Below are 26,871 nucleotides of genomic sequence, written 5' to 3' on the forward strand. Positions count from 1 at the left end.
GTGCTCCTGGGCGCGGGCTGCGGCGGTACCCGGGTAGCCTCCCACGCCGGCGCCCGGGCCCACCCCCGCAGCCTGCCCCTCAGCGCTTGAAGAACTCCACCTCGGCCAGCGCGATGGGGATTCCGGGCCCCGTCCCGGCGGCGGCGCGGACGACCAGCGTCACCTTCACGACGTCGCTGACGCCGGTCAGCACCGTCTGCGGGCCCGGCTTGTCGTTCAGCGTCACCTTCTGCTCGTGCACCTTGCCGTCCGAGGTCGTCATCCGGAGGTCCAGGGCGGTGGGCCGTGCCTGCTGCTGGAACTGCTGCGGCTCGGTGGAGGAGCCGGTGTGGATGATCACGTCCACCAGCCGGAACGGTCGGGCGAAGGGGAAGCTGATCGAGTCCCCGACGTTCGGCGCCCCCCAGTAGGTGTTGCTCAGCCCGTCGACGGTCAGTTTCGCGGGATGGCCCTCGACCTCCGCGCTCGCCGCCGCCCCGGTGGGGGAGATCGCCGAGGCGTCGCGGAGCTTGTCCAGCACGTCCTCGTAGATGTTCCGCCCCGCCGGGTAGAACAGCACGCCCGCGACCACCAGCGCCGCCAGCACGAGCAACGCGATCATCCGGCGCAGGGTGCTGCCGGAGCCGCCGATGCGCACGCGGCGCCGGAACGGCCAGCGGGTGCGCCACCACGGCAGGGCCGCCACGAGTTCGGTGGGGGTCAGCGGCTCCGCGCACCGCCGGCAGAACTTCCGGTCGGGCCGGTTGGGCGTGCCGCACCGGGGGCAGGGTGGGCCGACCTGGGCCTCGTCGGCCGCGGCCGGGCGGACGGTCGGGCGGGGCGCGACGGGCTTGGCGGGCTGCACCGCCACCGGGTCCGCCGCCGCCGGCTGCCGGGCGGCCGTGGGCTGCGGCGGCACCGCGCCGGGGCGGACCGGCGGCACCTCGGCGGCGGGTGCGGGCTTGGGCGCGGGCGCGGGCGCGGGCTTGGGCGCGGGCGCAGCAGCGGGCGCGGCGGCGGACGGCCTCGCCGGCTCGGCGGGCGCCGCGGACGGCCGCACGGGCGGTTCCTCGCGGGCCGCCCCGGCGGGCGGAGCAGCGGGCGACGCAGCGGTCGGATTGGCGCCAGCGGGCGGGACGGCGGCAGCGGGCGGGGCGGCGGCAGGGCTGGGTGCCGCGGAGGCGGGAGCCGCCGAGGTGGCGGCAGCCGTCCCCGACCAGCCGAGGTAGGCACCGCAGTTGCCGCAGAAGTCGTCCCCGTCCTCGTTGGCCACTCCGCACTCGGGACACGTACGCATTGCTCAGCTCTCTTCCGCACCGAGTGGACCGGATGGATCAGGTGGACCGGATGGACCAGGTGGACCGGATGGACCAGGCGGTCCGGGCAGGACCTCCACCCGGCAGGTGAGGTGGACCGGGCAGGACGCCCGGACGACCGCCAGCACCTGCTCCTCGTCCACCGCCGGGGTGCGCTCGGGCCAGACCCGTACCAGCAGTTCCCCGGAGGGCGCGGGCGGCAACTCCGCGCCCGCGGTGGTGGACCAGGCCACGCCGCCGCCGTCCACGATCTGCGCGCCGACGCCGAGGATCAGCCGCAGCCGTTCCCGGAGCCCGCGCCGGGTGCCCCGCCACCGGTGCAGTTCGACCGCGCGGCCGACCACGGCCCGGCGGACCTCCTCCGGCCAGGCCGGGTCGGTCTCGACGGCGACCCAGTCCGCCAGCCACTCGACGAAGTCGGCCGGGGCCAGGCGCGGTTGGAAGTAGGCGGGCAGGTTGTCCAGGGTGGCGAAGACCGGGGCGAGGACGGTGTCCAGGCCCGCGGTGAACCGCTGGGCGAAGTCGTCCTCGGCGTAGAGCGCGGGCAGGAGTTCGCCGATCGGATGCGGGCTGGGCAGCCCGGGGACGGCCGCTCTGCTCATCGCGGACCGTCCGCCGGGAGCGCGGCGACCACGACCTGGTGCTGGTGCGAGAAGACCAGCGCGTCCGGGGCGACGTCGACCCGTTCGGCGGGCGCACCCCGGCGCCCGGTGATCGGATCCGCCGGGAAGAGCCGCAGTTCCTCGACCGCCGTGACCCCGGCCACCTGCTGGAGCACCGCGAACACCTCCCCGTACTGCACGGCCCGGCCGAACGGCCAGCCCCTTCCGTCGGCGCCGCCGCGCAGCGGGTTGAGGTGCCGGAACAGGGCCGCGAGCGCCGCCTCCCGGACCCGGTCGCCGTCCGGGGAGCGGGTCGCGAGCCGGGCGACCACCGTCACCCCCTGGTAGTCGGGCGGTTGGACGACGAGCCGGGTGCCGACGAGCCGCCGCTCGTCCAGGGCCGTCGCGATGGCCGACAGCACCTGCTCGCCGGGGATCAGCTGCTCGAACCGCAGGCGGTCGCCCTCGTCCGCGACCGCGTCGGGGACCACCAGCACCCGCACCGCGCCCGCCTCCCCGGCGACGGCCGGCGCGCAGCGCACCCGGGCCGCCGAGGGGGCGGCCTGCCGGGCGATCAGCTCGAAGTCCCCGGCCGTGACGGCCCGTTCCTGGAGCCGCAGCAGGTGGGGGGCGCGCACCTTGGCGTTCTCCACCGTCTCGCCGTCGACCCCGCCCCTGGCCGCTTCCCGGTTGTCGACCCTGGCCACGTACGGGACGGAGCTGCGCAGCACCGTGATCGTCGCCCGGGCGACGTTCCCGGCGGTGCCGCCGCCCGTGCGGTAGCGCGGTACCCGCAGGTGCGCGCCCTTGGGCGGCACCGCGCCGAAGGCGTGCAGGCCGCCGTCGGGTTCCCGGACGGCGGGCGGGAACGCGAACTCGCCCGTGGTCGCGTCGATCACCACGTGCCGGTCGGTCGGCGCCGAGTCACCGAAGTGCTCGACGGCCGTCCACCGCTCCCAGCCGTCGCCGGCCGCGACCTCGACCACCGGGGGCCCGCCGTCGAGCAGGACGGGCGGCCTGGCGAGCCGGAAGCGCTGGCCCGCGACGCCCTCCGAGGTGCCGAGCGGCGCGTCGGTCACGGTCTGGGCGTGCACGACGGTCGCGGTGCCGCCGACCGTGAACACCTCCGCCCGGCGGATCGTCGGGGACTCCGCGTAGAACGGCTGGCCCGGCTCCGGCGCGGACACCCGGCAGCGCAGCCAGCCCGCCCGGCGCCCGGCGACCACCGAGGCGACCTGCCCGGCGGGCACGAACACCACCACCTCGCCGGGCCGGTTGAGGCCGCCGGTGGTGTCGGAGCCGGTCTCGCAGGCGATCCACCGCGCGCCGTCCCACACCTCCCACGCCAGCGGGGGCTGGCGCGGGTCGACGCCGACGCCCTCGACCCGGCTGTCCAGCCGGACGACGAGGATGCAGCGCGGCACGACGGCCGGCAGCGCGAACAGCATGGCGTCCCCGACCTGGGGACGCGGCTGGAAGCACGGCACGTCCACGCCGTCGGCCAGCCGCGCCGTGGCGTCGGTCTGCTCCCCCGCGGCGGAGACGGTGACCAGCCGGTCGAGGGAGCTGGGGACGACGGGCAGGTCCTCGGCGGTGGAGAACACCACCGCCTCCTCGGTCTCGGTCCGCAGCGTGGACACCTCGGTGCCCGCCCGCAGCAGCACCGTCTCGGGCTGCGGGGCCGACAGCCAGAAGTCGACCTCCGCGGTCGCCGCGGCCGGCGGGAAGAGCCGGACGCCCAGCAGGTCGAGGAAGGCGGAGTAGTTCTTCTCCGGCACCCGGTTCAGCCGGTAGAGCAGCTGGTCCACCATGTACGCGAAGGTCTCGATCAGGGTGACCCCGGGGTCGGACACGTTGTGGTCGGTCCACTCCGGGGCCCGCTGCTGGACGAACCGCTTGGCCTCGTCGACGAGTTGCTGGAACCGGCGGTCGTCCAGGTTCGGGGAGGGCAGCGCCATCAGCTCACTCCCCCGGTCACGGCGCCCAGGGCACCCGGGACGTCCTGGACATCCGGGGCGTCCGGCGAGCTCGGGATGGTGTAGAAGGGGAAGACCAGGTTGCGGCGGTCGTTGGTGGACCGCACGGTGTAGTGGACGTCGATGTAGAGCGTGCCGTCGTCGACGGTGTCGAAGGCGATCACGACGTCGTCCACCTCGATCCGCGGCTCCCAGCGTTCCAGCGCGGTGCGCACCTCGCGCGCGATCCGGCCCGCCGTACCGCCGTCGCTCGGCGCGAACACGTACTCGTGGATGCCGCAGCCGAACTCCGGGCGCATCGGCCGCTCCCCGGGGGCGGTGCCGAGGATCAGCCGGATGGCCTCCTCGATCTCCCGGTCCCGGTCCACCATGCCGATGCCGCCGGTGGCGTTCACCCGCAGCGGGAAGGCCCAGCCCCGCCCGATGAAGCCGCTCACGCGACGCCCCCGATCAGCACGTTGAACGCGCCGGTGACGATCTTCGCGCCGCAGGACGTCTGGTCGCCCACCCGCGCCGCGGGCAGCCCTCCGATCAGGACCAGGCCCCCGGCCGCCGCCGTGGGGCTGGGCATGACGACGTTGCCGGGCCCGAGTTCCACGTGCGGCACGCACACGTGCAGGCTGCCGGTGACGGCGGCCGGGCGGCCGCCGATCAGTACGGTCGCCGCCGCGAGGGCGCCTGGTGGCGGGGTGGTGATGGCACCGCCGTCGCTGGTGGTGTCACCCATCCGGGCTGCGGGGGGCATCTGCGTTCTCCAATCGGGTGGTTCGAGGGGGCCGGACGGTCGGGCCGTGCTGACGGTGGTTCAGTTGATGCGCACGAGGGCCGCCTTGAGCACCGCCAGCGCTCCGCCGTCCACGGTGACCCCCGTACGGCCGGTGACGTTCACCGATCCCCCGCGCAGGTTCACCGCCCCGGCGCCGGCGTCGATGGTGATGCCGGTGGAGGACAGCCGCACCGAACTCGCCGCCGCCGCACCGGCCGCGCCGAAGACGGTCAGGACGATCTCGCCGCGCTGCTCGTCCAGTCGCACCTCCAGCTTCCGGTCCCCGCTGGCCAGCCGGACGCCGGACTGGCCGCCCGGCACGTCCAGCAGTTCCAGGCGGTGGCCCGAACGGGAGACTAGCGAGCGGCGGTTGACCTTCCCGCCGGCCGGGTCGACCAGCGGCACCTCGTGCGGCGAGGGCTTGTCGACGCCGTTGTAGAGGCCGCCCAGCACGTACGGGCTGTCCAGGCTGCCCTGCTCGAAGCCGACCAGCACCTCGTCGTTCACCTCGGGGCTGAACACGCCACCGCCGCCCTGCCCGCCCCACTGGACGGTGCGCACCCAGTCGGAGACGTAGGTGTCGTCCAGCCACGGGAACTTCAGCCGCACCCAGCCGCGTTGCGCGCCCCCCGGCTCCCGGACGTCGGTGACCACGGCGATGGCCAGACCGGGCATCCGCGGCCCGCGCGGCACCGCGCCGCCGCCGGCGACGAGCCCCGCGAGGGAGCGGTCCGGCGCCGCGCTGACCACGACGGTGGTCCGGTAGCCGCGGTAGGGCTCCAGCAGGTGGCGCACCGCGGTGGCCGTGTAGCGGCCCGAGAAGGCGGCGCCGACGTTGCCCAGGGCGACCGGAACGCCCGCCCGCAGCTTCGGGTTGCCCTCGACGACCGCCTCCAGCTCGCCGAACCCGGCGGCCACCGAGGCGGCGACCGACCCGGCCGCGGCCGCCGTCTCCGCCTGCGTGCGGTAGGGGGTGTCGGTGACGGTCATCCGCGCTTTCCCGGCGAAGGCGGCGGCCGCCGTCGACGGGCTCATCCCGGGCCGCACCGTCTCGCTGGCCACCGACGGCTCCGTGGCGACCAGGGCCTTCTTGGTGACGACGTTCCAGCCGCGCACCTCGACGGTGTCCGCCCCGCCGCCGCCCGTCAGGACACCGCGCAGCTCCAGCAGGTTGCGGCCGTACTCCAGGACCATCGGGTTCTGCGGAGCGGGCGTCGAGGGGGCCGGGGCCGAGGAGGCCTGCTCGGGCTTGACGAACTCCAGCAGCCCCTCGTCGTCCGCCCGCACCTGCGCGCCGCTCTCCTGCGCCAGGTACTGGAGGAACTCCCAGTCCGAGACGTTGGCCTGCGACAGCTGCTCGTGGACGACGGGGAACGCGTCGACCCGGCCGCAGCCGAGCCCGGCTCCCGCGGCGACCTGACGGACGACGTCCGCCGTCGACATGTTGCGGAACGCCTTCACCCGGCGCCCGCGCATCAGCCGGTGGGTGATGGCGGACGCCCGCACCACGGTGAACGAGCCGGTGGTGTCCACGTCCAGCTCCAGCGCCGTCACCTCGCCGGTGAACAGCCGCACCTGCGCGTTGCCCTGCACCGTCATCACGGAGACCCGCAGCCGGGTGCCGATGGTGACCCCGGTCGCGGAGAGGAAGGTGTGGTCCGCGTCGCGGAACATCAGCACGGCCGTGTCGGGCAGGCCCGTGCTCTCCTCGATGTCGCAGGAGACCAGCTGGGCCGCCCAGACCGGCGGCAGCGGGCCGGGCGCCTCGACGATCGGATCCGCGGCGAAGGAGCGGCCGCCGCGGGCCTCGGGAGTGGTCATGACCGCCCTCCTCGGGTGGGCTCGTCGATCCCCGGCACGATCAGTTCCACCCCGGGGACGAGCACCATCGGGTCGTCGATGTCGTTGGCCTCGGCGATGGTGCGCCACGCCGTCGCGTCGCCGTACTCGCGCCAGGCGAGCAGCGGCAGGCTGTCGCCCGCGATCACCCGGTGGGTGCTGCGCGCCTCCATCGAGCCGGAGGTCGGGTTCTGGCCCGGCGTGTCGACACTGGCCTCGTCGATGGTGAACGAGCAGGTGGCCCGCAGCGGCTTGCCGTCGACGTCGAAGAGCGAGTAGGTGACCTGAAGGCCGGTCAGCACCCCGTTGAACGACGTCGTCGACGACGTGCCCCAGTCCAGCCGGATCCACGGGCTCGCCGGCTTCTTGCGCGCCAGGCTCGCCGGAGTCGGCACACAGGCCGTCATCAGCTGCTCCACCGCCTTCTCCACCGAGTCGTCATGGGTCGCCGTCGCATCGAGGAACACCTCCATGGACAGCGAGCGGGGCCCGCTGCCGACGAACTCGGGCAGCGCGGACTCGGCGGCCATCCGGGACGGGGTGCGGCGCCACTCCGAGGACTTCCGCAGCACCAGGCTCGACGGGTTGAACTGGAGCGGGAGCCGCGCGATCACCCCGCCGGGCTGGGCGCCGACCGTCGCCGGCGGCTCCATGATGGCCAGTTGGGCCCGGGTGACACTCGCGGGGACCTCTGACATCCCGCACCTCCTTCCGTTCGTCGTCCGATGGGTGGCCTGCGCCGGGTGCGCCGCGCCGTCACGATGACGGGCGCAGCCCGGCGTGGGCGATCTCCAGGGACTCCGTCGCCGCCTGCGAGTTCGCCGGGTCGAACGACGGGCCCTGCCAGCGGACGGGCACGATGCCGAGCACCTGCCAGCTGACGATTGGGCTCAAGTCGGGCCGCAGGGCCACGATCTCACCGTTCTTGGGCTGGACCCGCCGCACGGTCTCGTCCAGCCAGCGGGCGATCTTGACGGTGTCCGCGGTGACCGCACGGGTGAGCGTGATGTTCGACCAGGTGATCCGGCCCGGCAACTGCCAGGAGAAGCCGTTGTTGCCGCCCTCGGCGTACTGGTGGATCTCGACCTCGGCACCCAGCCCCGAGCACGTCGTGAACTCGCCCAGGTCGTTGCCGCCGATCGTGAGCTTGAAGAACACGCTCGTCGCGAAGATGTTGTCGGTCATTCCTGCCTCCGTCGCCCTGCCCACCTGCCACCTGCCACCTGCCACTGCCCGTCTGCCCGCCGCGCCCCGAGCGCTCAGCGACGGCCGTCGTACGGCCGCCCGGCGCGCTCCCTCCCCCTGCGCAACTCCACGCGCAGCAGCCGTCCGACGGGCTCGATCAGGCGCCGGGCCAGTTCGTCGAGGTCGGCCCCCGACGGGGACCCGGTCGACGATCCGCCGCCCGGCTGCGGGGGCGGGGCCGCGGTCGGCGGCGGGGACGAGGCGGTCTGGACGGTCACCGGGGTGCGGGCCGGTACGGCGGTCAACGGCACCCCGGACAACCCCGCCTGCTCCGCCACCCGTTGCAGCACCCGGGCCGTCTCCGTCGAAGGCCGCGCCGGCCCGGACGGCCCTGACGACGGGCCCGCGCCGTCCCGGGACGGCGCGGTCCACGACCACGACCCGGTGCGCAGCGGCGACTCCCCGCCTGCCCCCGGTCCGCCGAAGCCGCCCCCCGCGACGCCCGGCGCCCCGGCGCCACCGCTCGGCAGCGGCGGCGTCGCGGACGCGGGCACGGCCGGGCCCGCGGGCCCGGCGACCGGCAGCCGCTGGACCATCGCCGGGGACGCCGGGGACGCCGGGGCTCTCGGCGGGGTGAGTCGTACCAACGGCACGCTGGGAACACGGCCGCCGGAGGAGGCAGCGGGCGCGGACGCAGGACGCCCCCCGCGACCGGCGGGGACGGTGGGGACGGCGGCAGGCGCCGACGCGTCGTCGGAGAACGCCGGTCGCACGGCCGCCTCGACCGGGCCGGGGGCGAGGGCAGGGCCAGCGGCAGCAGCGGCAACGGCAGGGCCCGCGACAACAGGGCCGGCGGACACCGAGCGCTGCACGCTCGCAGCGCGCCCGACACGAGAGGCGCCCACGGCCGCCGGGCCGGCATCGGCCACGACGACCGGGGGTGCTGGACGCTCCCCGTGCCGCACCCGACCGGCGGGAACCACGACAGGCACCGCAGCACCTCGCGGCTCCGCCGACCGGACACCCGGCTCGACGGGGCTCGGACCGCCGGAGACCGACCGCTGCACCGCCGGACCACGGCCGCCACGCTCCACAGCCGGCGGCGGCACGGGAGTCTCCCCTCGTCGCGCCCGCCCGGCCGGGGCGGTGTCGGGCGCTACGGGCTGCCCGTCCGACGCCTCCCGGCGAGGTCCCCCGGCCGTCGTCGAACGCTGCACACCGGCCCGCCCCGCAGGAGGACCGCCGTGCTCCGACCGGCGCGTATCCGCCTCCATCGGGCCGGTACCGGGGCCGACGGCCACCGGACCGGTGCCACCAGTCGCCGGACCCCGCACACCCGCACGCCCCGAGGGGGCCCCACCGCGCTCCGACGGTCGCGGCCCCCGCGCCGCCGAGCCCGCCGACGCCGACGAGCGCGCATCCGCCTTCACCGGGCCGGCGCCACCGGCCGCCGAACGCTGCACGCTCGGACGCCTCACGGCAGCAGAACGCCCTACCGCGCCCGAGCCGGCAGGGTCGGCGGAGCCGCCGGACGCCGGTTCCCGCGCACCCGCACGCGCCACCACGGCACCCCGCGCACCCCGCGCCGCCGGGCCGGTGCCTTCCGGGTCCGCCGGGGACGCCGGTGCCGCTGGGGACGCCGGGCGCGCAGCGTCGGGTCGGCTCGCCTGTGCCCGTCGGGGCAGGCGCAGGACGGCGGCGGCCCGGTGCCGCCAGCTCGCGGGTGCCACCGGTTCCGGGGCCTGCGGCACTTGGGTGCGCGCCGGCGGCTCCTGTGGCCAGGCGGCCCTGACGACGGGTGGGGCGGGCGCCGGCGCCGGCGCTCGGCCGGACACCGGTGCGGGCGCCGTCGCCGGTGCGGCGAGTGTGGACGCCATGCGGCGCTCGCCGAGCAGGCCCAGCGTGCGGTGGCCCGGCTCGGCCGGCGGACGTGCGGCGGTGCCGCCGATCGGCGAGCGGGCCACGACCAGCGGGCCGGGCTCGCCCGGCGAAGCGGTGGGCCGCACGTCCCGGGCGCCACCGGTACCCCCCGTACCACCGGTACCACCGCTGCGCCGGGCCCGGCGGCCCGCGTCCTGCGGTGCCGCCCCGGGGGGCGACTGCGGCCCGACGGCGGGGCCGGGCGCGGTGGAGCCGCCCTGCCCGCTCGTGCCAGCGCTTCGCGCGCCGGGCGCAGCCGCACGCTGGACTGCCGTGGCGCCCGGCTCGGCGGGGGCCGTGCCCGTGGCGCGAGGAGCGCCTTCCGGGCTCGGGGCCGCCGCGCTTCGGCCGGTCGGCTGCGGCGGTGCGGACGTGGCAGGGGTGTCGGAAGTCGCTGGAGTGTCGGGAGTCGCGGGGGCGCCGTGGCCCGGGGCCGTGGTCCGCCGGACGGGGCCGCGCCGGCCGTCGGCCGTACCGGCGGCCCGTGCTCCGGGTGCCGCGCCCGCCGTCGGCGGCAGCGCCGTCAGCGGCGCGCCCAGGCCGCCGTGCGTGCGGGCGTTGGACGATTCGGGGCGCGGCTGTTCGGTGCGCGGCTGTGTGGCGCGCTGCACGGCGGTCGGACCGCCGCCGGTCTGGACGGCGCGCTGCACAGGGGCGTCCCCGCGCCGTCCGGGCTCGGGACGGGCAGGGCGAGCCGAGCGGGCCGGGCTGCCCGGTGCCGGCGGTTCCGCACCGTCCGGCCTGCTCCCCGCCGGAGCGGCCGGCTGCGCGGGCGGGGAGACGATCGGCATCGGTCCGTGCCCGGCCTCGGGGCCTTGACCAGGGACGATGCCTGACGCGCCGTCGGCGTTGAGCCGTGGCGAGGCGCTGGCGGGCAGCGAGGTCAGCGGGGCACCGAGCACGGGCCGGCCCGGTGCGGCGCCTCCCCTCGCGCCGCCTCCCCTCGCGGCGCGCTGCACGGCGTTGCCGGTGCGCGGGGTCGGGGCATCGGTCGGCCGCACCGGAGCCGGTTCGGAGGTCTCGGACGGCCGCGCGGTGGCACCCGGCTCCACGACGGGCGGAGCGACGGCGGCGGAATGCTCCACCGTCGTCGCGCTCGCGGGCCGTTCCACCGGTGCCGCGCCCTCGGACCGCTCCACCGGCTTCACACCGTCGGGCCGCTCCACCGGCGCGACGGCAGCGGCACGCTCCACCGTCGTCGCGCTCGCGGCACGCTGCACCGGCCGGGGCGGGATCACGGCCACCGCGCGCGCCGGCAGCGACCGGGGGCGGGGTGCGGTGGTCAGCGGCTTCCCGACGCGACGCGACGGGACCGGCCTGGCAGTCCTGGCCTGCCCGGCAGACGGCACCTCGGACCCGTGAGCGGGCGCGGGGGCAGCGGGCGCGGAGGCAGCCTGCGCGTCGCCGCCCTCGGCAGCCACCGCCCGTACGGGCAGCCGTCGCACCACGGCGCCGGACCTCTGCACCTGCCGCACCTGACCGAGCCCGCCCGTCGCGCCCGGCCCGCGCCCCACCGAATCCGAAGCCGAAGCCGGTACCGGATCCGCAGCCTCCGACGGCGCCACCGCCGGTGCGGCGTACGGCAGCACGGGCCCGTCCGCCCCGGCGGAGACCGCCGGGCCGAGGGGCCGTGCCACCGCCCGCAGGATGCCCGCCGGGGCGGACGGCAGGGCCGCGTGCCCGAGTGCGCCGGTCAGCGAGGGGTTCTGCCAGGAGGCGAGCCGGGACCGGAACCGCAGGCCGTCGCTGACCCCGCCCGCCGCTCCCGCGAGGGTCGGGGTCAGAGGCGCGACCGCGCGCCAACCACCGTCCGGGGCGGGCGCGTCGGCCCGGGGCGCGGGAGCCGCGTCACCCGTGCCGCCGGCAGCACCCGAGGTGCCCGGGGCACCCGAAACGCCCGCCTCGCCCGGGCCGCCGGCCTTCCGGCGCCCGAGCCGGTCCCGAATCCCCATCCCGCGCTCACCCGCCTTCGTTGACGCGGGTGTTGATCCGCGCGATCTCCCGCACCCACGCGCGGCGTTCCTGGTGGGACAGGTCGAGGATGTCCTCCCGCTGCCAGTGGAAGTGGTAGGCGATGTACGCGACCTCCTCGTACAGCCGGGTGGTCGCGTACGTCACCATTCCCCCAGGCGCCCACCAGCGAGGTCGACTTCGAAGGAGCCGTCGCAGTGCGGGCAGGTCACCGCGGCGCGGGTGTGGCCCTCGCTGTTGATCCGCTGGTAGAAGTCCTGCAGGAACGCGACGTCGGTGGCGTACATCTGCTCGACGACGCCGGCGTGCACGTCGGTGACGGTGCCGAGCCGGGTGATCACGTGGCTGAGCAGCACCACGCTCAGGTACGCCGGGTTCTCCTTGACCCGCAGGTCGATCTGGGGCATGAGTTCGTCCCGCGCGGTGGCCAGGCGCATGGCGCCGTGCCGGTGCAGGACGCCCTCGTCGTCCAGGTACCCGCGCGGGAGCTCGAACTCGAACTCCGTGTGCAGTCCGTGCCCCTGCGAGCCCCGCCCCCGCTGCGGCGCGGCGGCCTGCGGGGCCGCGGCGGGAGCGGGGGCGGCTGCCGGAGCCTGCTCCAGGAGTTCGTCGAGGCTGATCCGTCGTCTCATTCGACGGTGATCTCCTCGAACACGATGGTCACCGTCTCGGTCGCGGCGCTGGACTCACCGGCGGTGAGGGTGGGGCCCTCCCACCGGCTGGCCCAGGCGTTCATCAGCTGGATCCGCCGGAGGGTGGCACCGGTGGTGTCCTTCACCTCGATGGTGAGGTTCTGCCGCGCGGTGTTGATCGCGCCGTTGTTGAGGGTCTCGTTGATCCACTTGGTGAACGCCCCGCTCTTGTCGAGCCCGCGGGTGATCGTCACCTCGCCCGGCAGCCGCGCGCCGGGCTGTTTGCGGACGATCAGCTTGCCCTGCTGGGTCACCTGCTTGTACTCGACGACGTCCTGGTCGACGGTCAGGTTGCTGATCTCCTTGACGGACTCGACGTTGTAGCCGCCGAGTTGGACGCCGAATATGTGTGTGGAGAGCGGATCGCCTTCAGCCATGACTTCCTGTCACCTTCCGGTCTGTGCTGGCCTGCTGGTCACTCGTTGACGAGGCTCGTGCTGTCGGAGAACTGGGACAGCCGGAACACCACGAACTCGGCGGGCTTCACCGGAGCGACCCCGATCTCGCACACCACCTGCCCGAGGTCGATGGACTCCTGCGGGTTGTTCTCACGGTCGCACTTGACGTAGAAGGCCTCTGCGGCGGTGGCGCCGAACAGCGCTCCGCGCCGCCACTCCTCGGTCAGGAACGCCGTGATGTTGCGGCGGATGCTGGACCACAGCCGGTCGTCGTTGGGCTCGAACACCACCCACTGGGTCCCCAGGAGGATGGACTCCTCCAGGTAGTTGAAGAGCCGCCGCACGTTGAGGTAGCGCCACGCCGGGTCCGAGGAGAGGGTCCGGGCGCCCCAGATCCGGATGCCGCGCCCGGGGAAGGCCCGCACGCAGTTGACGCCGATCGGGTTCAGCAGGTCCTGCTCGCCCTTGCTGAGGCGGATCTCCAGGTCCACCGCGCCGCGGATGACCTCGTTGGCCGGCGCCTTGTGCACGCCGCGCTCGGCGTCGCTGCGCGCCCACACCCCGGCGGCGTGCCCGCTCGGCGGGACCATGGTGTTGCGGCCGGTCGCCGGGTCGAACACCTTGATCCACGGGTAGTACAGGGCCGCGTAGCGGGAGTCGAAGCCCGCCTCGTTGTTGCGCCAGTTGCGCACCTGCTGGGCGCTCAGCCCGGGCGGGGCGTCCAGGACGGCGATCCGGTCGCCCATCTGCTCGCAGTGCGACATCACCGCGAGCTGGACGGTCCGCACGCCCTCGGCGTCGATGTCCCCGCGCTGGTAGGCGCTCATCAGGTCGGGCACCGCGACCATGGTGATCTCGTCGATCGCCTCCAGGCCGGAGAACCCGGTGCGGGCCGAGGCGTCGCCGACGTACTCGGCGGGGCTGATCCGGGTCGTGGCGGCGGGGGCGACCGGCCCGGGCGCGGGGGCTGCGGCGAGGGCGAGCGTCTGGCGCTCCGGACGGCTCGGCGCGGTGCCCGGCTGCTCGCTGACCGCGACGAGCTTGGACTCGCGCAGCTGGGTGACGACGTAGCCCTTGGTGTTCTTGCGGGTCGAGACGTCGTACGTCTCGGCGACCTCGGCGCCCTTGCGGACCACCAGCCGGAACCGGTCGTCGGGGACGTTGTCGCCCTCGACGTCGGCGATCTCGACGGTCAGGTCGGCGCCCCCAGCGGGCAGGGCCGTGAACAGGAAGCCGGCGTGGGCGGTGGGCGCGGGCGCCGATCGGGCGGCCGGCGGCCAGCCGCCGGCCGTCTCGCCGGCGGGCTCGCCGATCCGCACGACGTAGACGGCGCCGCCGCCGTTGGCGAAGAAGCCGTAGACGGCGTGGGGCAGGTAGGTGCCTTCGGAGAAGCCGCCGAACTGCTGGACGTACTGGTCCCAGTTGGTCACCAGGGTGGGCTCGTGGAAGGGGCCGGTCTGGGCGAAGCCGACGAGGGCGGCGACGGCCGTGCCGACACCCTCGATCGGCCGGGCACCGGACTGGACCTCCTCCACGTACACGCCCGGGGTGAGGTACGACGGCATGCTCGCTCCTTCGGGGTGGCCGATCATTCGCCACCGAGTCTGCTGCCGGGCCGCCACCCGCGACATGTCCGCAGGTCCCGGACCAGGGGCAGAGCCGCTGCCCCGGCGGGCACCCCGGCAGGGCCTCACCGGTCGTCAGCCGGTCGTCAGTCGGTCACCGGCCGACCGCGGCCGGTGGTCGCCCGGCCGCGCGCTCAGGCCCGCCCGGTGCCCCCGGAGGCACGCGACCACGGCCCGAACTCGCTCTCCAGGACGAGCCGGCCGAGCTTGCGGTACTCCCGCTCGACCGCGAACACCAGCTCCGCCATGCCCAGCGGGCGGCCCGTCTCGGCGGCCAGGTAGGCCGCGGTCACCGCGCAGGCCCGGATGGAGCCGCCGGCGAGTTCGAAGTGCCGTGCGCAGAACGCCAGGTCGAGGTCGTCGCCGCGGGGGATCAGCGGGCCCAGGCAGCGCTCCCACAGGGCGTGCCGCTGTTCCTCGTCCGGCACCGGGAACTCCGCGATGACGTCCAGCCGTCGGGTGAACGCCTCGTCGAGGTTGGCGCGCAGGTTGGTCGTCAGCACGGCGATCCCGTCGAAGGACTCCATCCGCTGCAACAGGTACGCCGACTCCACGTTGGCGTGGCGGTCGTGGGCGTCCTTGACCTGCGACCGCTTGCCGAAGATCGCGTCGGCCTCGTCGAACAGCAGGACGGCGTTCACGTGCGAGGCCTCGGTGAAGATCCGCTCCAGGTTCTTCTCCGTCTCGCCGATGTACTTGTCCACGACGGTGGACAGGTCCACGACGTACAGCTCCATGCCGAGTTCGGCGGCGACCACCTCGGCCGACATGGTCTTCCCGGTGCCGGACTCCCCCGCGAACAGCGCGATCACCCCGCGCCCACGCCCTCCGCCCGGCCGCATCCGCCACTGGCCGAGCACCTGGTCGCGGTGCCTGGCACGCAGCGCGAGCTCGTGCAGTTGGCGCGCGGTGGGCTCGGGCAGCACCAGGTCGTCCCACCCGACGGCGGGCTCGATCCGGCGGGCGAGGCGGGCGAGCCCCGCCCCGTTCTGCGCCCGTACGGCGGCCCGCAGGTCGTCGGCGGTCACCGGGCGGTGTTCGGCGGCGGCCGTCCTGGTCGCGACCCCGGCGGCCCTGGCCACCTGGTCCTCGTCCAGCTGGTACGGGGCGACGGCCTCGGCCAACTCGGGTCTCAGCACGCCCTCGTACGGCCCTTCCGCAGGGCCTTCCCCGGGTTCGCCCGAAGGCTCACCCGAAGGCTCATGCGAAGCGCCGCCCAGCGCGTGCGCCCAGCGTTCCGCGCGCTGCGCCGGGTCCAGCGGAGGGGCCACGAGCACCACCGGGCTCTCCTGCGCCCAGGTCGGATCCCACGGGCGCGACCCGTGCACGAGCAGCGGCACCTCGGCGAGTTCCGCGCACAGCTCGCGCAACAGCCCGGCCCGCTCGGGGCGTTCGGGTTCGAGCCGCTCCAGCGGGCCCAGTACCACACCGCTGCCGCTCAGCCGCGCCTCCCGGGCGAGCGCCCGGACCACGGCTTCCGGGGGGCGGGCGGCGAGCGCGGTGACGTCGACGACCAGGGCCCGGCGGCCGAGGCCCGCGAGGGCGTCGACCGCGAGCCGCCCGGCGTTGCCGCCCCGGTCCAGCAGGTGCACCAGTCCGCCGCCGTTGGCCACGGTGGCGCGCAGCCGGCGCGCGGCCTGCGGCGGGGTGCCGACGCCGGACCGGCCGACGCGGACCAGCCCGCGCAGCGCGCCGTCGGGTTCGTCCGAGCCGAGCAGATGGGCCGTCACCCGGTCGGGCAGGCGCAGGCCCCGGGAGAGCAGCGGGCGTTCCGGTTCGGTGATCTCCAGCAGGCCGCCGGCGACCAGCGGGGCCTGGGCGGAGAAGCGGAACCGGCCGGCGCCCGCCCCGGACAGCCCGCACAGTTCGAGCGCGAGCCCGATGGTCGGCCGGCGCAGGGTCAGGTCGTCGTTGAGGTACCCGTAGAGCCGTTCGAAGCGGGTGTCGAGGTCGGGGGCGAGTGTCACCAGCAGGAGTTCGAGGTCCAGCGGGAGCAGTCCGAAGCCGTCGACGATCCGTTCGGTCCTCGATCCGGGCGGTGGCGGCGGCGGTTCCCCGAGGTCGGCGCCGGCCCGGCCCGTCGCGGCGGGCGCCGCGAGGATCCGTTCCGCCGCCTCCGGGGTGAGGTACTGGCCCCGGTACGGGTCGTCCGGGTCCGGGTCGTCGGCCCTGCGCTCGCGGACGGCGGCCCGGATCCGCTGTTCGAGGCGGCTCAGCCGCTCCCACAGGTCGTCCAGGTCGGCGGCGGGCCCGCTGGTGGCCGCCGCTTCCAGGTCGAGGGTCATCGCGGCGCACCGCCGCGCCGTCTGCGGCCCGGCGGCAGCTGGCGTTCCCGGGGCGCGGCGAAGCCGTCCGCGCCGGGGTCCGTGCCGCCCTCGTAACGCAGCCGGCGGCCCGGGTCACCCGTGGCCTCCGGGGCGTCGGCGTCGCTCTCGTGGCTCTCGCCGCTCTTGTCGACGGCGCGCAGCACGAGCCCGTCGGTGACCGGGGGCCCCGCCTGGGCCCGCCGGCCGGACAGCGGGGCGAGCACCCTGAGGTCGATCGAGGGTTTCAGCTCGCCGCCGAGGGCCGACCACACGTCGGACACCGAGGGCATGCCCTCGCCGCGCCCGGCGGTCTCCAGCCCGATGGTGAGCCCGAGTTCGGCGAGCGTGCCGGTGAGCAGCCGGGCGGGCAGCGCGTCGGCGGCCGTCAGGCAGCGGAGCACCTCCGACAGCAGCCGGTGCTCGTCCTGGGCCCGGTTGGTCCACGCCGTCACCAGGTAGGCCAGTTCGAACCAGCGGGGCGCGCTGCGCCAGGCCACGACCACGCCGTCGGCGTCGTGCTGCTCGGCGGCGCCGGCCTGGCGGCGGGACACGTCCTCGCGGATGCCGTAGAGGAAGACGCTGACGGTGGGGGCGTTGCGCCGGGCGGCCCAGTCCCGGGTCGGCGATTCGAAGACCAGCTCGATCCCGCGTTCCTGGAGGCCGCTCTCGACGAGCAGGAGCCGCAGCGCCTCGTCGACTTCGTGGATCACCGCCGCTGCACCTCCCCCGGCGGGCCGACGCTGCCGGCCACCACGAGGAAGGGGGTGGTCACCGGGGAGAAGCCGGGGCCGCTCGCGGTGATGGTCCGGGGGCCGGTCTCGTCCTTGGCGAGGATGAGCAGCTGGCCCGCGAAGGTGCCGTCGGTCTTGGGGACGGTGGGCGCCGCGGCGGCGGTGATGCCGGGCGTCCAGGTGAGGGTCACCGGTGTGCCGGGCGGGAAGTCCACGCCGCGGACGGAGGTCACGAAGCCGGGCTTGCCGATCGGCGGCACCGCGACGATGCGGGGCTGGAGGATGCGCAGCGGGGTCCGCGCGACGTGGTCGCCCGGGTCGGCGTCCGTGCCGGTGGTGGTCAGGACGGAGGTGATGGTGGTGTCCAGGGTCGCCTCGGGGGCGAGCACCACCTGCACGACGGCGCTGCCGCCCGGGGGCAGGTCGGCCACGTCGCAGACGCCGCCGGTGCAGCCGGGTGGCATCGGCCCGGTGGGGACGCCGGCGGGCAGGCCGAGCGAGACGCGCAGTCCGGTGGCGAGGGCCTGGCCGTCGTTGCGCACGGTGTAGGTGACGGTGACCCGGCCGCCGACGTATCCGGGGTTCGGCTGGGCGCCGACCGTCACGGCCGGTCCGGCCTTCGGCGCGGGCGGCGCCGGCTGCGGTGCGGGGGCCGGGGCGGGCGGCGGTGGCGGGGCCGGGGGTGAGGAGACGGGCGGTGTCGGGGTCGGGGTCTGGGTCGGTGTCGGGGTCGGCGAGGCAGTCGGGGTCGGGGTCGGGGTCGGAGACGGGCTCGGGGACGGCGACGCGGCCTGGACGGGTACGACCGTCTGCGCGATGTTGTCCTCGGGCTTCGGGTCGACCACCGCCCCGGTCACCCACCAGCCGAACCGCTGGTCGCCGGCCACGGTCCCGACGACGGTGGCGGTCACCTGGACGACCGCGCCCGGTGCCAGGGTGCCGAGTTCGCACCGGAGGGCGTCGGCGGCGCAGGTTCCGGCCGTGGCCTTGAGCCCGGTGAGCCGGGCGCCCGTCGGCACCGACGCGGTGAACGCGGTGCCGGGTGAGGGCGCCGGGCCGTGGTTGGTGACGGTGATGGCCACGGTGGTGGAGCCCCCGATCTGCATCGGGATGGTGGCGGCCGGCGCGCTCAGCGACAGGTCGACGGACTGCTGGACGCTCGGTTCCTTCTGCCGCCCCGGCAGCCTGGAGTTGACGGAGGTGAGCCGGCCGGTCGCGAAGTCGTAGCTCTGCAGCGCCTCCGGCGAGTTCGCCGGCAGGGCCCGGCGGGAGGTCAGCACCAGCTGCCCGCCGTCCGCCGTCCAGGCGACGTCGCGGGGCTGGAACGGGCCGGTGGCGGAGGTGTCCGGCAGCGGGCGGCGGCAGGCGTTCCGGTCCTGGCTCAGTCCGGCGGGCAGGACCACCGTGCAGCCGTCGCCGGTGGCCGAGCTGACGAGGACTCCGTTCTGCTGGTTGAGCCCGCCGTCGCCGGTCTTGCGGTTGAAGGCGACGCGCCGGCCGTCGGGCGAGAACGCGGGGCTGTCGTCGATGACGTCGCAGGCGCCCGGGCAGGCCCTGCGGCTGAGGTCGGTCGGCCGGTCGAGGGCGTTGGCGGGCACGGTCCACACGTGCTTGTTGCCTCCGTTGCCGTTGACGACCTCGGTCCTGGTGTAGGCGATCAGCTTGCCGTCCGGGGACCACGAGGGCTGGGCCATGGACGCGGCCGGCTCGCCGTTGGTCGGTTCGACGGTGCCGACGATCGCGCCGGTCGACACGTCCGCGATCAGCACCCGCCCGGGGCCGGAGGCCGCCCCGACGCCGCCGGGCGAGGTCCTGGTGAAGGCCATCAGGCGGCCGTCGGGCGAGAGCTCCGGGTCGGTGTCCCAGTCCTTCGGTCCGCGCCCGGCGAGGTTCATCGGCTTCGGGTCGGAGCCGTCGGCGCCGGTCTGCCAGATCCGTTCGATCCGGCCGGCGGGCGAGTCCTCGAAGCGGGTCAGCACGATCCGCCGGCCGTCCGGCGTGTAGGTCTGCCGTTCGAACCACGGGTCGTAGCCGGGGCGGGGGTTGAACAGGGGATCGGCCGCGGGGTCGGTGTCGGTGTCGGCGGCCGGGTCCTCCCGGAGCACGCTGACGCCCAGGTCGCGCGGGTCCGCTCCGTCGGGGCGGATGTCCGACAGGTCGGCCACGTTGGGGGTGTCGGCGCTGTTGCGGTCCACGACGGGCCCGCCGCCCTTCTGGGGGCCGAGCCAGACGGGCGTGCGGACGGCGCGGTCCTCGCTCGCCACCAGTTCGGCCCCGCCACAGAAGCAGGTCAGGGCGCGGTACACGTTCTCGTACGGCGTCGGGTCGGCGTTCTGCCGGTTGGGGCTGAGGAAGAGCACGCCGCTGCCGTCGGGCAGCCAACCGGCGGACCTGGTCCGCCAGTCGCCGCCGACGCCGGGGAAGAACGCCCGGTCGTTGGTGCCCTCGGGCGAGATCACCCGCAGCTGCGGCCCGGTCTGGCCGGCCTGGTCCCAGGTGTAGACGATCTGGTCGCGCAGGTCGGGCGCGTCCACCGGGTTCCACGCCGGTTCGACGGCGTTGCCGGCGGTCACCGCGGTGATCCGCCGCGCCGCGCCGCCGGCCAGCGGCATGACGTAGACCTGGGTGTGCGCCGGGTCCACGTCGCAGGTGTACGCGACCCACTTGCCGTCGGGCGAGACCGTCGGGTGCGCCTCGGAGTCCGCGGTGTCGGTCAGCCTGCGCAGGCCGGTGCCGTCGGTGTTGACCACCCAGAGGTCCCGCTGGGTCTGCCCGTCGCGCCCGCCGGGCTCCACCGCGTCGAACACGACGGTCCTGCCGTCCGGGGCGAGCGTCGGCTCCGCGGTGTCCATGCCGGTGGTGAGCCTGCGCACCGCGCCCGACGCCTCGCGCAGGTAGACCTGGGGCAGCGGGCCGTCCCGCAGGCTGGTGAACACCAACTGGTCGCCGCGCGCGGAGGGTTCGGTGTCGAAGTGGACGGGGCCGGGCCCGAACAGCGACGCGCTCGACGTCGGCCCGGTCAGCCGCGCCAGGCTGCGGTGGCCGGTGCCGGCGTAGACGATCCGTCCGCTCTCCGCCGTGGCCCCGGCGGCCACCGGGGCGGCGCCTCGTCCGTCGCCGTCGGAGTTCGCGGTGCCCAGCGTCACCACGGCCACGGCCAGGGACAGCAACGTCGCGACGGCGGCTCGCGCCGAGCGCCGCAGGGGGCGGGGAGTGCCGGTGGCGCCGATCACGCTCAACCTCACAGACCGAGAAGGGTACGTCCGGCAGTCTCCCCGGCCCGGGCGCCGGGGCGACAGGCCCCGGGCACCCGAGCCGGGGGTAGCGACCGGTGCCCCTGAGGGCAATCCGGCGCCGACGCTCCGGCGGCGTCCTCAGATGAGGCCGTGGCGCATCGCGTACCCGACGGCGTGGGCGCGGTTGCGCAGTCCCAGCCGGGTGGTGATCTCGTGCAGCACGTTCTTGACCGTGCGTTCGGAGTACGAGGTCTCGGCCGCTATCTCACTGGTGTCGAGGCCGTCGGCGACCAGCCGGAGCATCTCCGCCTCGCGCGCGGTCAGGGTCGACAGGGTCAGCCCGCGCGGGTCGAGCATGGTGCGCTGGAGGCTGCCGACCCGGTCGAGCAGCTTGCCGAGGAGGTCCCCCGGCATGACGCCCTCGCCGTTGGCCAGGGCGGTGATGAGGTGGACGAGCCGGTCCTGGTCGGCGTCCGAACGGCGCAGCACGGCGCCGACGCCGCACTCGATGATGGTCTGCAGGCCGCCGGCCTCGAAGTGGCCCACGACCAGCCCGGTCCGGCTCTGCGTGTTGAGGCGGAGCCGGCGCAGCCGGTCGGTCACGGCGTCGTTCAGCCCGTCGACCACCATCAGGGAGACCTGTGCGCGCGCGACGTCGCCCTCGGCGAGCAGTTCCACCTCCGGCCGGTGCCTCAACTGCTGGACGACGCCCGTGTGCAGGATGATGTCCTCCGCGTACACCGCCACCTGGACCCGGCCCGGCTTCACGTTCACGCGCACCGTGGCGGGCTCGGCCGATCCACGCGGTCGGGCCTGCACGGACCTGGTCGCCCCGACGGCCTCATGGGTGGTGGTTTCGATCATCGTCATCCAACTGTTCCGTTCTGCTTCGTCTGCGTCACCGGACGCATGGTGAGGACGGCCGGGCGCCATGTCATGGAGCCGGCCGCGGGTGTTGCCGGGGGGACGGGGTGGGGAGCGTTGGCTGGGGGCGGGGCATCGGCCCCGGGCAGGGCCCGGTTGTTCCCGCGGGCAAGGGGTGTGCCCGCGGCTTGCCCGCGGGGCTCTCTCCTGGGGGTGTCCTCCGGTCCTACCGTCACGGCATGACCGCATCCGCCGAACTCGGCCTTCCCGCGCTGACGGTGTCGCCCGGAGACGTGGCCACGACGACCCTGACGGTACGCAACGACACCGATATCGTTGAGGCGTACTCGCTGGAGGTGGTCGGGGCCTGCGCTCCGTGGACGACGGTCGAGCCGGCCCGTCTCTCGCTCTTCCCGGGGACGTCCGAGACGGTGACGATACGGCTCGCCCCGGCCCGCTCGCACGAGGTGCGGGCGGGTGAGTTCCCGCTCGGCATCCGGGTGTTGCCCGCCGAGCGCCCCGAACTGGTGACCGTGCCGGAGACGACCGTCACCGTGACGCCGTTCCGGGAGCTGCGCGCCGCGCTCGCTCCCCGGCGCCGCCGGGGCTGGCTCCGCGCCCGCTACCGGACGTCGGTGCGCAACCTCGGGAACACCGCGGCCGTCGTGACGTTCGCCCCGGCGCAGCCCGGCGAGGAGCTGCGCTTCGGGTTCGCCCCGGAGCGGCTGCGACTCGCACCGGGCGAGTCCGCCGAGACCCGGCTGCGGGTGCGCGCGCGCAAGTTGATCTGGTTCGGCAAGCCGGCCACCTGGCCCTTCGAGGTCACCGTCGGCCAGGAGGGCGAGGCCGCCGCGTCGGACGGCCCGCAGCCGGCCGAGCGGCCGCACGTGCTGGAGGGCGAGTTCGTCCAGCACGCGCTGCTGCCCAAGTGGCTGCTCGCGCTCATCGCGGCGCTGCTCGCGCTGCTGCTGGCCTGGCTCACGCTGGTTCGGCCGGCGGTGCGCAGTTCCGCGAAGCAGGCCGCCGACAAGGCCGTCGAGCAGAAGGTCGCCTCGTTCACCCCGGCCCCCGTCCCGGCTCCGCCGGCCCCGGTCCCCGGGGCGACTCCGAGCGGTCAGGGGCAGCAGGGCGGCGCTGCGGGCGGCGGCTCCGGCGGTGGTTCGGGCGGCGGCTCCGGCCGCTCGGTCCCGGGGACGGAGCAGCAGTTCTCCACGACGGTCGACGTGACCACCAACACCGGCGGCTCCGCGGTGGGCGCCTATCGGGTGGACCACGGCAAGGTCTTCCGCATCACCGACATCGTCGCCGCCAACTTCCAGGGCGACCAGGGGCTGTTGACCATCAAGTTCGGCGAGCAGACGATCACGACCATCGCCTTGGAGACCTTCCGTAACCAGGACTATCACTGGGTGACTCCCATCGAGGTCCCCGAGGACCAGACGGTGACGGCGAGCGTTGTCTGCCAGCAGCCGGGTACGCCCGCCTCGGGGAAGCAGGCCACCCAGTGCCACGAACTGCTGAACGTCAGTGGGCAGTTGAGCGATATCAAGCGCTGAAACCGCACCCCTCCCTCACTTCTCGTTCACACCATGCACCTGTCAATGGAGTGCGACATTACTGGCCGGTTCAGTAGTCGTTTCTAACACCAACCCGGCCTTGATGGGACAGAGAGTGACGTGAGTGACACCCGCCCGGAAGCCCGGCGGACGCCATAGGGCCCGCCAGGACCGGGCATCCGCCCGAACGGGCAAGCGGAGCGGCCCGTTCGTACAGTGGATCCTGCCCTTTCACCCATGCCTGACACCTCGTCAACCGCCGTGCCCGGAAACAGGATCACCAACCGGTCGGTCGGTCAGAAACGGGCGAACAGCCCGTCCGGGTGCCGGTCGGCGGCCGTCGGCGACCGATTACCCTGGAGGCGGTCGGAGCAGCCGGACCGAGGAGAGACCCGTGCCGGAGCACAACCTGCCCACCCACCCGACCGTGCGCACCGCCGAGGGCCTGCTGCGCGGCCGCCTCCTCGGCCGGCACGCCGTCTTCCGGGGCGTCCCGTACGCCCGGCCCCCGGTGGGAGCGCTGCGCTTCGCCGCCCCCGCCCCGGCCGAACCCTGGGACGGCGTCCGCGAGGCGGCACGGTTCGGCCCGACCCCGCCGCAGTCCGGGCCGACGGCCGCGAGCCCGGCCGGGGACACCGACTGGCTGACGCTCAACGTCCACACCCCGGACCCGGGCGCGGCCGGACTGCCCGTCCTGGTCTGGATCCCCGGCGGCGGCTACGTCGCGGCGGCCTCGGACGACCCCATGTACGACGCCACGGCCCTGGCCGCCGCCGGACTCGTCGTGGTCAGCCTCAACTACCGGGTGGGCGTCGAGGGTTTCGGCCGGCTCGACGGTGCCCCGGCCAACCGCGGCCTGCTCGACCAGGCCGCCGCACTGCGGTGGGTCCGGCGCAACATCGCCGCGTTCGGCGGCGACCCCGACCAGGTCACCGTCGCCGGCCAGTCCGCCGGGGCCGGCTCGATCGCCGCACTGCTCACCATGAAGCCGGTGCGCGGCCTGTTCCGACGCGCCGTCACCCACTCGGTGCCGGGCAGCCACTGCACCCCCGCCCTGGCCGCCGACGTCACCGCCGCACTGGCCGGCCGGCTCGGCACCGCGCCCACCGCCGCCGCCCTGTCCGCGGTCGACCCCTGGCGCCTCGCCGGGGAGCTCACCGCCCTCAGCACCGACCTGCCCGGACACGGCGAGCGCTGGGGGGCCTTCGCCCGGTCCGGCCTCGCGGTCTGCCCGGTCGTCGACGGCGACGTCCTGCCCGAAGCACCCTGGCCCGCCCTGGCCGCCGGCCGGGCCGCCGGGATCGACCTGCTCGTCGGCCACACCCGCGACGAGTTCCGGCTGTTCACCGTCATGGCCGGGCTCCTCGGCACCTTCACCGAACAGGACGCCCGCACCGCGCTCGACCTCTTCGCCCCGCAGCCGCACGGCCCCGACGCCTACCGCGCCGCGTACCCGCGGGCCACCCCGGACGAACTGCTGGAGTCCGTCCGCTCCGACGCCCTGTTCCGAATGCCCTCGCTCCAGCTCGCCGAGGCCAACACCGCCGCCGGCGGCACCTCCTACCTGTTCGAACTGGCCCTGCCCGCGCTCGGCGGGGTCCTGGGCGCCTGCCACAGCCTCGACGTCCCCCTGGCCTTCGGAACGCTGGACAGCCCGATCGGGCGGCAACTCCTCGGCGACACCCCCTCGCCGGAGGCCGTCGCGGTCTCCCACGAGCTCCACCGGGCCTGGGTCTCCTTCGCCACCACCGGCGATCCCGGCTGGCCCGCCTTCCACCCCGACGAACAGCTCACCCGCGTCCTGGACGCCCGCCCCCGCACCGTCCGCTACCCCGAGCAGACCGCCCGCCGGATCTGGGCCGGACACCACCCCGCCGCCTTCGACCTGCGCTGACCGCCCGGGACACCGCCGCAGGGCGGGTCAGCCCTTGACCACGCCCAGCGGCACCAGGCGGGCGACCGGCCGGGCGAGCCCGGCGGCCTCGGTGGCGGCGACCACCGCGTCGACGTCCTTGTACGCCCGGGGAGTCTCCTCCGCCAGCGCCCGCCAGGACGCCGGCCGCACCGCGATGCCGCGCGCCTCCAGTTCGCCGCGCAGCTGTTCGCCGCGCACCGTCCGCAGCGCCTGGTGGCGGCTCCACACCCGCCCGGCCCCGTGGCAGGCGGAGCCGAAGGCCTCGTTGCCGGGCAGCCCGACCATGACGTACGAGGCGGTGCCCATCGTCCCTGGCACCAGCACCGGCTGTCCGGCCCGCAGGAGGTCCGCGGGCAGGCCGGGGTCGCCGGGCGGCAGCGCCCTGGTGGCGCCCTTGCGGTGGACGCACAGCCGTCGCGGCACGCCGTCCACGTCGTGGGTCTCCAGCTTGGCGAGGTTGTGCGACACGTCGTACACCAGTTCCAGGCCGACCCCGAGGGCGGTGGCGAAGGCGCGGCGGGCCGCCTCGGTGAGCAGCTGCCGGTTGGCCCGCCCGTAGTTGGCCGCGGCGACCATGGCACCCAGGTAGGCGCGGCCGCGCGGCGAGTCGACCGGGGTGCAGGCGAGCTGGCGGTCGGGGAGCTCGATCCGCCGGCGCTCCAGGTCGCGGTCCATGGCGTGGACGTGGTCGGTGCAGATCTGGTGGCCGAGGCCGCGCGAGCCGCAGTGGATCATGACGCACACCTGGCCCGGCCGCAGGCCGAACGCCGCCGCCGTCTCCGGGTCGTGCACCCGGTCGACGGCCTGGACCTCCAGGAAGTGGTTGGCCGAACCGAGGCTGCCGACCTGGTGCAGGCCTCGCTCGACGGCCCGGGTGCTGACCTCGCCCGGGGCCGCGCCGGCCAGGACGCCGCCGTCCTCGCAGCGCTCCAGGTCGCGCGGCACCCCGTGGCCGTGCTCGACGGCGTACCGGGCGCCGCCGAGCAGCAGGTCGTCCAGTTCCTCCGGTCCGGACAGCCGCCACAGGCCGCCCCGGCCGAGGCCGCGCGGGACGGTGCGGTCGAGCAGGTCCATCAGGCGGGTGACCCGCTCGGGGTCGAGTTCGTCGCGGCCGACGCCCGCGCCCAGCAGTCGGACCCCGCAGGAGATGTCGAAGCCGACCCCGCCGGGCGAGATCACCCCGCCCTGGTCGACGTCGGTCGCGGCCACCCCGCCGATCGGGAAGCCGTAGCCCCAGTGCACGTCGGGCATCGCGAAGGAGGCGCGGACGATGCCCGGCAGGGTCGCCACGTTGGCCACCTGCTCCAGCGCCTTGTCCCCGGCGGCCTGCGGCAGCAGCGCGCGGCTGGCGAAGACCACGCCCGGCACGCGCATCGGCGGGCGCGGTTCGATCCGCCAGCGGCAGCGGCCCGCCTCGACCAGTGCGATCTCCACTTCGCTCACCCCGTTCCGTGCCCGTTCCGCGTTCCGTGCCCGTCCCGCTCGGTGCCGCCCCCGGCCCGCTCAGACGTCCACCGTCACCCGGCAGGTCCAGCCGTCCGGGCCGGCGCGCAGGTCCAGGTCGTGCAGCGAGACCGCCTTCGGCACGGCCCCGACCAGGGCCGCGGTGGCGGCGTCCGCCATCCGGAAGCGGACCTCGACCGTCCGGGCGCCGTCCAGACCGCGGATCGGGCCGAGCGCCAGCCCGGCGGGGAGTTCGCCGTCGGCGTCCATCCGGTAGACGACCTCCTCCAGGACGCCCGCGAGCAGGTCCGCGTCGCTCGCCGCGAGGACGGTGCAGCCGCGCTCGCCGACGATCCGCGCGCCGGAGAGGTCCGCGAAGCCGCCCACGACGGCGTGCACCAGCTCGCCGATGCAGCCCTCGGCCGTCGGCGCCCAGGCCTCCACCCGCAGGTCCGCCGTGTGCGGCACGGTCCGGTGGCCGCTGCCGGCACGCCCCGCGGGTCCGCGACCGTCCACGAGCGACGCCTCCCGCCCCCGTTGACGTTCCCCCT

At 75.5% G+C, this 26,871-nt stretch carries 22 protein-coding genes; 3 read left to right on the forward strand and 19 right to left on the reverse strand.

All coding sequences use genetic code 11. The features are described 5' to 3' along the window. Positions 1 to 79: 79 nt before the first annotated feature. The 9 genes from AB0O19_RS22585 to AB0O19_RS22625 all read right to left on the reverse strand — a co-directional run bounded on the left by AB0O19_RS22585 (position 80) and on the right by AB0O19_RS22625 (position 8,013). The gene (locus tag AB0O19_RS22585) at positions 80 to 1,276 is read right to left on the reverse strand and encodes a zinc-ribbon domain-containing protein (protein WP_363621775.1); all 1,197 of its coding nucleotides are present in this window, start codon (positions 1,274 to 1,276) and stop codon (positions 80 to 82) included. Between the two features lie 3 nt (positions 1,277 to 1,279). Continuing rightward, positions 1,280 to 1,897 (reverse strand): phage tail protein, encoded by a 618-nt coding sequence (locus tag AB0O19_RS22590; RefSeq protein WP_363621777.1) that lies wholly within the window; start codon positions 1,895 to 1,897, stop codon positions 1,280 to 1,282. Further along, the gene (locus AB0O19_RS22595) at positions 1,894 to 3,855 is read right to left on the reverse strand and encodes a putative baseplate assembly protein (RefSeq protein ID WP_363585552.1); all 1,962 of its coding nucleotides are present in this window, start codon (positions 3,853 to 3,855) and stop codon (positions 1,894 to 1,896) included. Before AB0O19_RS22595 ends, AB0O19_RS22590 begins: the two co-directional genes overlap by 4 nt. After that, positions 3,855 to 4,310: a GPW/gp25 family protein gene (locus AB0O19_RS22600; protein WP_350881814.1), complete on the reverse strand. Its 456-nt coding sequence runs from the start codon at positions 4,308 to 4,310 to the stop codon at positions 3,855 to 3,857. Before AB0O19_RS22600 ends, AB0O19_RS22595 begins: the two co-directional genes overlap by 1 nt. Further along, positions 4,307 to 4,618 carry a PAAR domain-containing protein gene (locus AB0O19_RS22605; protein WP_350881816.1) on the reverse strand — a complete coding sequence of 104 codons (312 nt, stop codon included), beginning with the start codon at positions 4,616 to 4,618 and terminating at the stop codon, positions 4,307 to 4,309. The genes AB0O19_RS22600 and AB0O19_RS22605 overlap by 4 nt, the downstream gene beginning before the upstream one ends. 60 nt (positions 4,619 to 4,678) lie before the next feature. Further along, the gene (locus AB0O19_RS22610) at positions 4,679 to 6,460 is read right to left on the reverse strand and encodes a VgrG-related protein (protein WP_363621779.1); all 1,782 of its coding nucleotides are present in this window, start codon (positions 6,458 to 6,460) and stop codon (positions 4,679 to 4,681) included. Further along, on the reverse strand, positions 6,457 to 7,176 hold the full coding sequence (locus tag AB0O19_RS22615; protein ID WP_363585555.1) for a peptidase M23: 720 nt from the start codon (positions 7,174 to 7,176) through the stop codon (positions 6,457 to 6,459). The genes AB0O19_RS22610 and AB0O19_RS22615 overlap by 4 nt, the downstream gene beginning before the upstream one ends. A 58-nt stretch (positions 7,177 to 7,234) precedes the next feature. After that, positions 7,235 to 7,663, reverse strand: coding sequence for a phage tail protein (locus AB0O19_RS22620; protein ID WP_363373130.1), 429 nt, complete (start codon positions 7,661 to 7,663; stop codon positions 7,235 to 7,237). Between the two features lie 74 nt (positions 7,664 to 7,737). Beyond that, complete coding sequence (locus AB0O19_RS22625) at positions 7,738 to 8,013, reverse strand: hypothetical protein (RefSeq protein WP_363585556.1); 276 nt, start codon at positions 8,011 to 8,013, stop codon at positions 7,738 to 7,740. Between the two features lie 2,398 nt (positions 8,014 to 10,411). On the opposite strand from AB0O19_RS22625, the gene AB0O19_RS22630 reads away from it, so the two are divergent. Further along, positions 10,412 to 10,945, forward strand: a complete 534-nt coding sequence (locus tag AB0O19_RS22630) for a hypothetical protein (protein ID WP_363621781.1) — start codon at positions 10,412 to 10,414, stop codon at positions 10,943 to 10,945. A gap of 597 nt (positions 10,946 to 11,542) precedes the next feature. Here AB0O19_RS22630 and AB0O19_RS22635 read toward each other — a convergent pair. The 8 genes from AB0O19_RS22635 to AB0O19_RS22670 form a co-directional block, all read right to left on the reverse strand. Beyond that, on the reverse strand, positions 11,543 to 11,701 hold the full coding sequence (locus AB0O19_RS22635; RefSeq protein WP_347878560.1) for a DUF6760 family protein: 159 nt from the start codon (positions 11,699 to 11,701) through the stop codon (positions 11,543 to 11,545). Next, a complete protein-coding gene (locus AB0O19_RS22640; RefSeq protein ID WP_363621783.1) occupies positions 11,698 to 12,186 on the reverse strand; it encodes a hypothetical protein in 489 nt (162 codons plus the stop codon). Before AB0O19_RS22640 ends, AB0O19_RS22635 begins: the two co-directional genes overlap by 4 nt. After that, positions 12,183 to 12,623 carry a phage tail protein gene (locus tag AB0O19_RS22645; RefSeq protein WP_063346012.1) on the reverse strand — a complete coding sequence of 147 codons (441 nt, stop codon included), beginning with the start codon at positions 12,621 to 12,623 and terminating at the stop codon, positions 12,183 to 12,185. The genes AB0O19_RS22640 and AB0O19_RS22645 overlap by 4 nt, the downstream gene beginning before the upstream one ends. Positions 12,624 to 12,661: 38 nt before the next feature. After that, entirely contained in the window at positions 12,662 to 14,209 is a 1,548-nt protein-coding gene (locus AB0O19_RS22650) for a phage tail sheath family protein (protein ID WP_363621785.1), read from the reverse strand. A gap of 194 nt (positions 14,210 to 14,403) precedes the next feature. Beyond that, positions 14,404 to 16,554 (reverse strand): AAA family ATPase, encoded by a 2,151-nt coding sequence (locus AB0O19_RS22655; protein ID WP_363621787.1) that lies wholly within the window; start codon positions 16,552 to 16,554, stop codon positions 14,404 to 14,406. Further along, entirely contained in the window at positions 16,551 to 17,285 is a 735-nt protein-coding gene (locus AB0O19_RS22660) for a DUF4255 domain-containing protein (protein WP_363621789.1), read from the reverse strand. The genes AB0O19_RS22655 and AB0O19_RS22660 overlap by 4 nt, the downstream gene beginning before the upstream one ends. Then, positions 17,282 to 20,551 (reverse strand): hypothetical protein, encoded by a 3,270-nt coding sequence (locus AB0O19_RS22665; RefSeq protein WP_363621790.1) that lies wholly within the window; start codon positions 20,549 to 20,551, stop codon positions 17,282 to 17,284. The genes AB0O19_RS22660 and AB0O19_RS22665 overlap by 4 nt, the downstream gene beginning before the upstream one ends. A gap of 129 nt (positions 20,552 to 20,680) precedes the next feature. Further along, positions 20,681 to 21,412, reverse strand: coding sequence for a LuxR C-terminal-related transcriptional regulator (locus AB0O19_RS22670; protein ID WP_363585563.1), 732 nt, complete (start codon positions 21,410 to 21,412; stop codon positions 20,681 to 20,683). A gap of 233 nt (positions 21,413 to 21,645) precedes the next feature. On the opposite strand from AB0O19_RS22670, the gene AB0O19_RS22675 reads away from it, so the two are divergent. Continuing rightward, positions 21,646 to 22,962, forward strand: a complete 1,317-nt coding sequence (locus AB0O19_RS22675; protein WP_363621792.1) for a hydrolytic protein — start codon at positions 21,646 to 21,648, stop codon at positions 22,960 to 22,962. A 394-nt stretch (positions 22,963 to 23,356) separates the two neighbouring features. Further along, complete coding sequence (locus tag AB0O19_RS22680) at positions 23,357 to 24,856, forward strand: carboxylesterase family protein (RefSeq protein WP_363621793.1); 1,500 nt, start codon at positions 23,357 to 23,359, stop codon at positions 24,854 to 24,856. A 27-nt stretch (positions 24,857 to 24,883) separates the two neighbouring features. Here the strand turns inward: AB0O19_RS22680 and AB0O19_RS22685 are convergent, their stop codons facing one another. Then, positions 24,884 to 26,311: an RtcB family protein gene (locus tag AB0O19_RS22685; RefSeq protein WP_363621795.1), complete on the reverse strand. Its 1,428-nt coding sequence runs from the start codon at positions 26,309 to 26,311 to the stop codon at positions 24,884 to 24,886. A 69-nt stretch (positions 26,312 to 26,380) separates the two neighbouring features. Continuing rightward, a complete protein-coding gene (locus AB0O19_RS22690) occupies positions 26,381 to 26,836 on the reverse strand; it encodes an archease (RefSeq protein WP_363621797.1) in 456 nt (151 codons plus the stop codon). Positions 26,837 to 26,871 lie beyond the last annotated feature (35 nt).

The sequence above is a fragment of the Kitasatospora sp. NPDC091276 genome (assembly GCF_040684355.1).
Classification (GTDB): domain Bacteria; phylum Actinomycetota; class Actinomycetes; order Streptomycetales; family Streptomycetaceae; genus Kitasatospora.

What these genes read in the sequence shown, in the direction of transcription:
- AB0O19_RS22605 (WP_350881816.1), bottom strand. Translation starts at nt 4,618, where the DNA reads ATGCCCCCCGCAGCCCGGATGGGTGACACCACCAGCGACGGCGGTGCC.
- AB0O19_RS22585 (WP_363621775.1), bottom strand. Translation starts at nt 1,276, where the DNA reads ATGCGTACGTGTCCCGAGTGCGGAGTGGCCAACGAGGACGGGGACGAC.
- AB0O19_RS22675 (WP_363621792.1), top strand. Translation starts at nt 21,646, where the DNA reads ATGACCGCATCCGCCGAACTCGGCCTTCCCGCGCTGACGGTGTCGCCC.
- AB0O19_RS22645 (WP_063346012.1), bottom strand. Translation starts at nt 12,623, where the DNA reads ATGGCTGAAGGCGATCCGCTCTCCACACACATATTCGGCGTCCAACTC.
- AB0O19_RS22615 (WP_363585555.1), bottom strand. Translation starts at nt 7,176, where the DNA reads ATGTCAGAGGTCCCCGCGAGTGTCACCCGGGCCCAACTGGCCATCATG.
- AB0O19_RS22620 (WP_363373130.1), bottom strand. Translation starts at nt 7,663, where the DNA reads ATGACCGACAACATCTTCGCGACGAGCGTGTTCTTCAAGCTCACGATC.
- AB0O19_RS22670 (WP_363585563.1), bottom strand. Translation starts at nt 21,412, where the DNA reads ATGACGATGATCGAAACCACCACCCATGAGGCCGTCGGGGCGACCAGG.
- AB0O19_RS22630 (WP_363621781.1), top strand. Translation starts at nt 10,412, where the DNA reads ATGCCTGACGCGCCGTCGGCGTTGAGCCGTGGCGAGGCGCTGGCGGGC.
- AB0O19_RS22610 (WP_363621779.1), bottom strand. Translation starts at nt 6,460, where the DNA reads ATGACCACTCCCGAGGCCCGCGGCGGCCGCTCCTTCGCCGCGGATCCG.
- AB0O19_RS22655 (WP_363621787.1), bottom strand. Translation starts at nt 16,554, where the DNA reads ATGACCCTCGACCTGGAAGCGGCGGCCACCAGCGGGCCCGCCGCCGAC.
- AB0O19_RS22650 (WP_363621785.1), bottom strand. Translation starts at nt 14,209, where the DNA reads ATGCCGTCGTACCTCACCCCGGGCGTGTACGTGGAGGAGGTCCAGTCC.
- AB0O19_RS22640 (WP_363621783.1), bottom strand. Translation starts at nt 12,186, where the DNA reads ATGAGACGACGGATCAGCCTCGACGAACTCCTGGAGCAGGCTCCGGCA.
- AB0O19_RS22595 (WP_363585552.1), bottom strand. Translation starts at nt 3,855, where the DNA reads ATGGCGCTGCCCTCCCCGAACCTGGACGACCGCCGGTTCCAGCAACTC.
- AB0O19_RS22590 (WP_363621777.1), bottom strand. Translation starts at nt 1,897, where the DNA reads ATGAGCAGAGCGGCCGTCCCCGGGCTGCCCAGCCCGCATCCGATCGGC.